General features: G+C 62.3%; 5 protein-coding genes. 3 read left to right on the top strand and 2 right to left on the bottom strand.

The features are described 5' to 3' along the window. Positions 1-268 precede the first annotated feature (268 nt). A complete protein-coding gene (locus tag VQ03_RS18995; RefSeq protein WP_157064170.1) occupies positions 269-1,699 on the top strand; it encodes an MGH1-like glycoside hydrolase domain-containing protein in 1,431 nt (476 codons plus the stop codon). Positions 1,700-2,496: 797 nt separating this feature from the next. Continuing rightward, a complete protein-coding gene (locus VQ03_RS33155) occupies positions 2,497-3,993 on the top strand; it encodes a Hint domain-containing protein (protein WP_157064169.1) in 1,497 nt (498 codons plus the stop codon). 2 nt (positions 3,994-3,995) lie between these two features. On the opposite strand, the gene VQ03_RS18985 is transcribed toward VQ03_RS33155, so the two are convergent. Together VQ03_RS18985 and VQ03_RS18980 are read right to left on the bottom strand one after the other, a co-directional pair. Beyond that, positions 3,996-5,243: a class I SAM-dependent RNA methyltransferase gene (locus tag VQ03_RS18985; RefSeq protein WP_048452463.1), complete on the bottom strand. Its 1,248-nt coding sequence runs from the start codon at positions 5,241-5,243 to the stop codon at positions 3,996-3,998. Continuing rightward, positions 5,240-5,983: a TlyA family RNA methyltransferase gene (locus tag VQ03_RS18980; protein WP_048452462.1), complete on the bottom strand. Its 744-nt coding sequence runs from the start codon at positions 5,981-5,983 to the stop codon at positions 5,240-5,242. The genes VQ03_RS18985 and VQ03_RS18980 overlap by 4 nt, the downstream gene beginning before the upstream one ends. A gap of 117 nt (positions 5,984-6,100) precedes the next feature. Here VQ03_RS18980 and VQ03_RS18975 point away from each other — a divergent pair, with 117 nt between their 5' ends. Next, positions 6,101-6,643 carry a superoxide dismutase family protein gene (locus tag VQ03_RS18975; protein WP_048452461.1) on the top strand — a complete coding sequence of 181 codons (543 nt, stop codon included), beginning with the start codon at positions 6,101-6,103 and terminating at the stop codon, positions 6,641-6,643. Positions 6,644-6,761 lie beyond the last annotated feature (118 nt).

The following is a 6,761-nucleotide window of genomic DNA, read 5'->3' as shown; positions in this document are numbered from 1 at the left end:
TTGTATAATAAGAAAACGCCCCCTTGCGCCCCCCCCCCCCCGCCGCGCCCGCCCCTTCCCCCCCCCCCCCCACCCCCCACCCCCCCCCCCCCATCCCCCCCTGGGTGCCCCCCCGGCCCCCCCCGGCTTGTGGTGGGCAAACATTTCCCCCCTTTCCGCCGCCCGGCGCGGCCCCCCCGGCCCCCCGGCCCAGCCGGCCCCGCCGCAGGCGCGCCGCCACGGCCGCGACAGCGATTGGACCCATCTCAACAACGCCGACATCGTCTCGATGCCGGACAAGTGGGAATACCCCTGGTACGCGGCCTGGGATCTCGCCTTCCACTGCGTGACCTTCGCGCTGATCGATCCGGCCTTCGCCAAGGGCCAGCTGATCCTGCTCACCCGCGAATGGTACATGCATCCGAACGGGCAGCTCCCGGCCTACGAATGGGCCTTCGGCGACGTGAACCCGCCGGTCCATGCCTGGGCGGCGTTGCGCGTCTACCGCATGGACCAGGCGATGACGGGCAAGCCCGACCGCGCCTTCCTGGAGCGCGTGTTCCACAAGCTGATGCTGAACTTCACCTGGTGGGTGAACCGCAAGGATGCCGGCGACCGCAACGTCTTCCAGGGCGGTTTCCTGGGGCTCGACAATATCGGCATCTTCGACCGCTCGGCGAAGCTCCCCACCGGCGGCACCCTCGACCAGGCCGACGGCACCGCCTGGATGGCGATGTACAGCCTCAACCTGATGCGCATCGCCCTCGAACTGGCGATCGAGGACCCGGTCTACGAGGACATCGCCACCAAGTTCTTCGAGCATTTCCTCACCATCGCCGAGGCGATGACCCATGTCGGCGGTGACGGTTCCGGCCTGTGGGACGAGACCGACGAGTTCTACTACGACGTGCTGAGCCTCCCCGACGGCCGCCAGGTGCCGCTGCGGGTGCGCTCGCTGGTCGGGCTGATCCCGCTCTGCGCCGTCGAGGTGCTGGACGAGGATCTGGCCAAGCGCTTCCCGGACTTCACGCGGCGCGCCCGCTGGCTCCTCACCCACCGCCCCGACCTCGCCGCCCAGGTCTCGCGCTGGGAGGAGCCGGGTCGCGGCAACCGGGTGCTGCTCTCGCTGCTGCGCCGCCACCGCATGAAGGCGCTCTTGCGCCGGATGCTCGACGAGACCGAGTTCCTGTCGCCTCACGGAATCCGCTCGGTCTCGAAGGCGCATGCGGCAGCACCCTTCCGCTTCCCCTGGGACGGCCAGACCTTCGCGGTCGATTACGAGCCGGCGGAATCGACGACGGCGGTGTTCGGCGGCAACTCGAACTGGCGCGGGCCGATCTGGCTGCCGATCAACTATCTTCTGGTCGAGGCGCTGACCGAGTTCGGCCGTTTCTACGGGTCCGACTTCACGATCGAGTGCCCGGCGGGGTCGGGCCATTATCTCACCCTGCCGCAAATTGCCGACGAATTGTCAGCCCGCCTCACCCGCCTGGTCCTGCGCGGCCCCGACGGCCGGAGGCCGGTACTCGGCGACACCCCGCTATTCCAGGACGACCCGCACTTTCGCGATCACGTGCCGTTCCACGAATACTTCCATGGCGATACCGGGGCAGGGCTCGGGGCGGCGCACCAGACCGGGTGGACGGGATTGCTGGCGCTGCTGTTGCAGCCGCGGCGGGATGTGGGGGGCGGACAGGTGCCGGCGGCGCCGGAGGGGTAATTTAGTAAAATTATCCTACAATCTGCTAGCAAATATATAGTATAGTTTTATTTTACTTTATAAAATAAGATTACTATTCACGTTTACAAATTAAATAGTAATTTTTTGCATTTTGTTGCTTTATATACGCACGACTCTTGACAAAAATGATGATGGATTATATGCATAACGTATGCAAATCGGTCAGCGACAATTTTCACTGGCTTTGATTTGATTTCTTATATTAGAGAATAATAAATGAATAGATATTTTAATATTGCGTGTTTTTTTAGCATATCTACTCAGATGATGTTTATTTGCTCGCTCGAGCGAGGAGTATTAAAAGGGATATACAATGCAAAAAACATCGTAGATGTTATAATGGCTTTAGTTTTTATTCTCATCCTTGATCCATTCATTACTGTGATTGCCGTCGTTTTTATTGCTTCTTGCTTCTATAGAGCCAAGACTTCATCTTTTATATTATTATCAGTCCTAACTATTATTGGACTGATATTCTCATATATTGCATTTCTTGCATTATATACATGAAATACATTTTTCGCACGAAGTGCCTTTTTGATCGGCTGTATCGTATCAAGCTGTGTCATTTAAGTCACATTCTCGGTGATTGATAGATTTTCTGCTGTCTCTATTGACACAAGGAAATATGTAGCTATGATTAATTTGGTTTATTCATCAACGCATTTGGCATGTTTTATATCGATCGCCAATATCACGAAAATTTTTATTCGATAATGTAGATTGTATCTGTTTGGAGGAAAAAGCAGATCCCGTCGACTTAAGGAGCAGAGAAGATGACCGACGCCATATTTAAGGATTCGACGTACAGACTAATAAATTATAATGCCAACCTTGCCAATAAGATCGCAAGTAAAATAAATGTTTCTCCTACTGCAATATTGGGCGCAATTTCTAATGAATTTGACAGTAGATATACGCAAGAGCATAATCTTTCGCTCGACTTCAATAGTCTGAAGCTCGGATTTGCATTTCAGGGAGCGGCTGATTATACAGCTATCAGCAGGGCATGGTACTTAGGCCATAAGGATTTGAAATCTCAATACGATTTTATAAAATCAAATCCGCAAATAGATGAGCTTACGCTAAAAAAATGGGATTACCCCATAACTATTGATGTAGGACCAGGCAATTTTAGAACGACAACTGCTATCAGACTCTTAGAAAGATACTATGACAACAACAAAAACTCGGATCCATTAAGTTTAAATATTTATCAAAACGATTATTCAAGACTTATAAAGGACTTAGCGAGCTTCAAAAATCCTACACTCAGCTTTAAGATGGCCGGTCTTTATGCGCAAGAAGCAGAAAATTTCTTTCGAAGCAATGCCGCGCACTACTGGGAGAATGCGAGTCAAGACGTTCGCGACGCACTTGTGGTAACATATTATAAAATCGGCCCCAACAATATGCTCCGCAATGCCGCGGAGGCCGAGCTGCGCGGTGAGCGCTATAACCCCGATCCGAATGGAGATGGTGGCGGTCAACACTTAGTGAACGCTAGTCGCATTCGAAGTGAGTTCGAAGCAACAAAAAACATTGTGCGGCCGGACCGCGATCCATCCTGCTTCCTCGCGGGAACGCAAATCCTCATGGCAGATGGTACCGAAAAACCCATCGAGCAGATTGAACTGGGCGACCTTGTCATGGCTTTCGACCCATCGGCCGAGGCTGGCCGAGGCGGCATGGTGCCGAAGCGTGTGACCCGCCTCTTCACTAATGAGGCGATGCAGATCATCGATTTGCGCGGCCTGCGCTGTACGCCGGGACATTTTTTCCTGAGTGGAGATGCATCATCAGGCGAAGAGGCGAGATTCCGCCCGATCGCCTCGATTTTGAAGCAGGATGGAACTCTCGTCGAAGCCGATGGAAGCGTCGTCCGCGCCCGCACGGGCTCGCGCATCAACTCGCGGGACGATATCGAAATCCGCGTCGTCTTCTACCGCTCGCATGATAATGGCGAGTCTACTGTCACGGTAAGGGCCGGCATCCCCGTCACGGTCTCCGCCCCGTCCCAATCTGAGCAAGCAATGAGCCTGCTGCAATGGCTGGATCGGAACGGGGTCGAGTTGCGCGACGATGGCCGCCTGCAAGCCCAGGACGGATCGGTCTTCGATTGTGTCGATTGGCCCCAAGGTCAAAGCCCTCTCGATCGCGTGGAAAGCCAGAACTGGGTGACGCAACGCGAGAATGAGGAGTTGTACACTCCTCCGTGGATCGCAAACCTCCCGGACATCGAAGACGAGGTTGGGCTGCGTCTGGTCTCATAAACTCAGCGCTTCTTCCCCGGCCGCCGGAACACCCCGACGATCTCGACATGCGGCGAGTGCCGGAACTGGTCGACCGGCGTCACCGTCTCCAGCCGGTAGCCGCCGCGCACCAGAAGCGCAGCGTCGCGGGCGAAGCTGCCGGCATCGCAGGAGACGCCGACCACCACCGGCACCTTCGATTCGGCGATCCGGGCGCTCTGCGCCTCGGCGCCGGCCCGGGGCGGGTCGAACACGATCGCGTCGAAGCGGTCGAGTTCCGGCGCCAGGAGCGGGCGGCGGAAGAGGTCGCGGCGCTCGGTGGTGACGGTGCGCAGGCCCCCCGTCTCGCGGAAGGCGCGGTCGAGGGCCTTGAGTGCCCCCTCCTCGCCCTCGACGGCGTGGACGGTATGGGCCTCGGCCAGCGCCAGCGAGAATGCGCCGGCCCCGGAGAAGAGATCGACCACGCGCTTGGCCTTACCCACCCCCTCGACGACGAGACGCGCCAAGGTCGCCTCGCCCTCCGCCGTCGCCTGGAGGAAGCCGCCGGAGGGCGGCACCAGCCGTGAGCGGCCGGCTGGGATCTCCGGCGCGCGACGGACGATCAGCACCTCGCCGTGGAGCGAGAGCCGGGCGAGGTCGAGGTCACCGGCGAGCAGCACCAGGGCTTGCCGCGCCCGCTCCGAGGCCGGCCCGTGGCCGCGGATATCGACGTCGAGGCCGCCCGCGGTCGCGGTCACCTGCACGTCGAGGGGCTTGCCGCCTCCGCCGCCCAGCGGACGGCTCACCGCGCGGGCGATCTCGGGGGCGCGGTGCAGGGCGGCTTCCGTGATCGGGCAATGGTCGATCGCCACCAGCGCGTGGCTGCGCGCCGCCATGAAGCCCGCCTGCGGCCCGCCCTCGCCTGCCCGCACATGCAGGGTGATGCGCCGCCGCCCGGATCCGTGCGCGTCGAGGAGCGGCGCCACCGGCGCCTCGATCCCGGCCCGCGCGAGCGCCCCGACGACGAGGTCGCGCTTCCAATCCGCGTAAGCGCCGGGTGCGAGGTGCTGGATCGCGCAACCGCCGCAGGTACCGAAATACGGGCAGAACGGCGCGATCCGATCGGCCGAGGGGGTCAGCACCGCGTCGAGCCGGGCCCGCGGCGGCCGGGTACCCTCCTCCGGCACCGCCCGCACGGTCTCGCCCGGCAGGGCGCCCGGCACCACGACGCCGTCCGGCGTCACCCCGTCGCCGCGCAGGCCGAGGCGGGCGATCTCCATCATCTCGCTCATTGTCCCGCCTCCCGCACGGCGCCGATCAGGAATTCCCGGTTGCCGTCGCCGCCTTCGACCGGCGACGGGATCAGGCCGCGCACCACGAAGCCCAAGGAGGTGACCAGCGCCCGGATGCGCTCGCAGACCGCCTCCATGACGGCCTCGTCCCGCACCAGCCCGCCGCGGCCGACATGCTCGCGCCCGGCCTCGAATTGCGGCTTGATGAGGGCCGCCAGGGCGGCATCGGGCGCCAGGAGCGGAATGACGGGCGGCAGGACCAGCCGCAGGGAGATGAAGCTCACGTCGATCACCAGGAGGGAGGGCGGCTCGGGAAAGGGGGTCAAGGATCGGGCATCCGTCGCCTCGAGGGCGCCGACCCGGGGATCGGCCGCGAGGCTCGGATGGAGCTGAAAGCGGCCGACATCGACGGCGTGGACGAAGGCCGCGCCGCGGCGCAGCAGCACATCGGTGAAGCCGCCGGTCGAGGCGCCGATATCCAGGCAGGTCCGGCCCGCCGGATCGATCGCGAAGGCGTCGAGGGCGGCGGCGAGCTTCAATCCGCCGCGGGACACGTAGGGGTGCGGCGCCTCGGCGACGATGGCGGCGCCCCGGGCGATCAGGTCGGAGGCCCGGCGCACGACGACGCCGTCCGCCCGCACCAGCCCGGCCTCGATCGCGGCCTGCGCCCGCGCCCGGCTCTCGAAATGGCCCGCCTCCACCAGGAGCCGGTCGGCCCGCAGCCGATCGCCCGTCGTCATCGCCCTCGATCCCTGGTCGTATACGATCGATTCCGTCGCCGCCCGGCCGTCGTCCGGCCGTCCCCTCCGGCGCCGCGCGCCCTAGCTACACGGCGGCACACGAGGAGAGTTCTTCCCATGAGACATATCGTGCTCGCGAGCGCCCTGGCCCTCGGCTTCGCGGCTCCCGCCTTCGCGCAGGACAAGGCGGCTCAGGACAAGCCGGCGGCGCCGACGACCTACGATGCGCCGATCGTCAACAACAAGGGGGAGACGATCGGCAAGATCGCGCTCAGGGACGGCGCCAACACCCTGGTGATGCGGGTGACGATCCAGCCCGGCGGCCTGCCGCCCGGCTGGCACGGCATCCACTTCCATGCCGTGGGCAGCTGCGCCGATACCGACAAGTTCCAGGAGTCGAAGGCGCACGTCAATCACGACAACGCCAAGCACGGCCTGCTGAACGCCGAGGGTCCCGACGAGGGCGACCTGCCGAACGTCTACGCCAATGCCGACGGCTCGGTGAATGCCGAGGTGTCGAGCGACACGCCCCTCACCGGCGAGGGTGGCCTGAAGGACAATGACGGTTCGGCGCTGATCATCCACGCCAACGAGGACGACCATGCCACGCAGCCGATCGGCAATGCGGGCGCCCGCATCGGCTGTGCGGTGATCAAGTAACCCGGAACGGGCCGCGTCCAGGGGACGCGGCCCGCACCCGATTCACCGCTGGCGCCGAGCCACGCTGACCACGTTGCTGGCGGACTTGGCCTCCGGACGGGCCGGCAGGGTGTCTTCG

Origin of the sequence: Methylobacterium tarhaniae (genome assembly GCF_001043955.1) — a bacterium.
GTDB classification, from domain to species: Bacteria; Pseudomonadota; Alphaproteobacteria; order Rhizobiales; family Beijerinckiaceae; genus Methylobacterium; species Methylobacterium tarhaniae.
The sequence above is the reverse complement of the archived record's forward strand: the minus strand, read 5'-3'. Positions and strand labels throughout refer to the sequence as shown.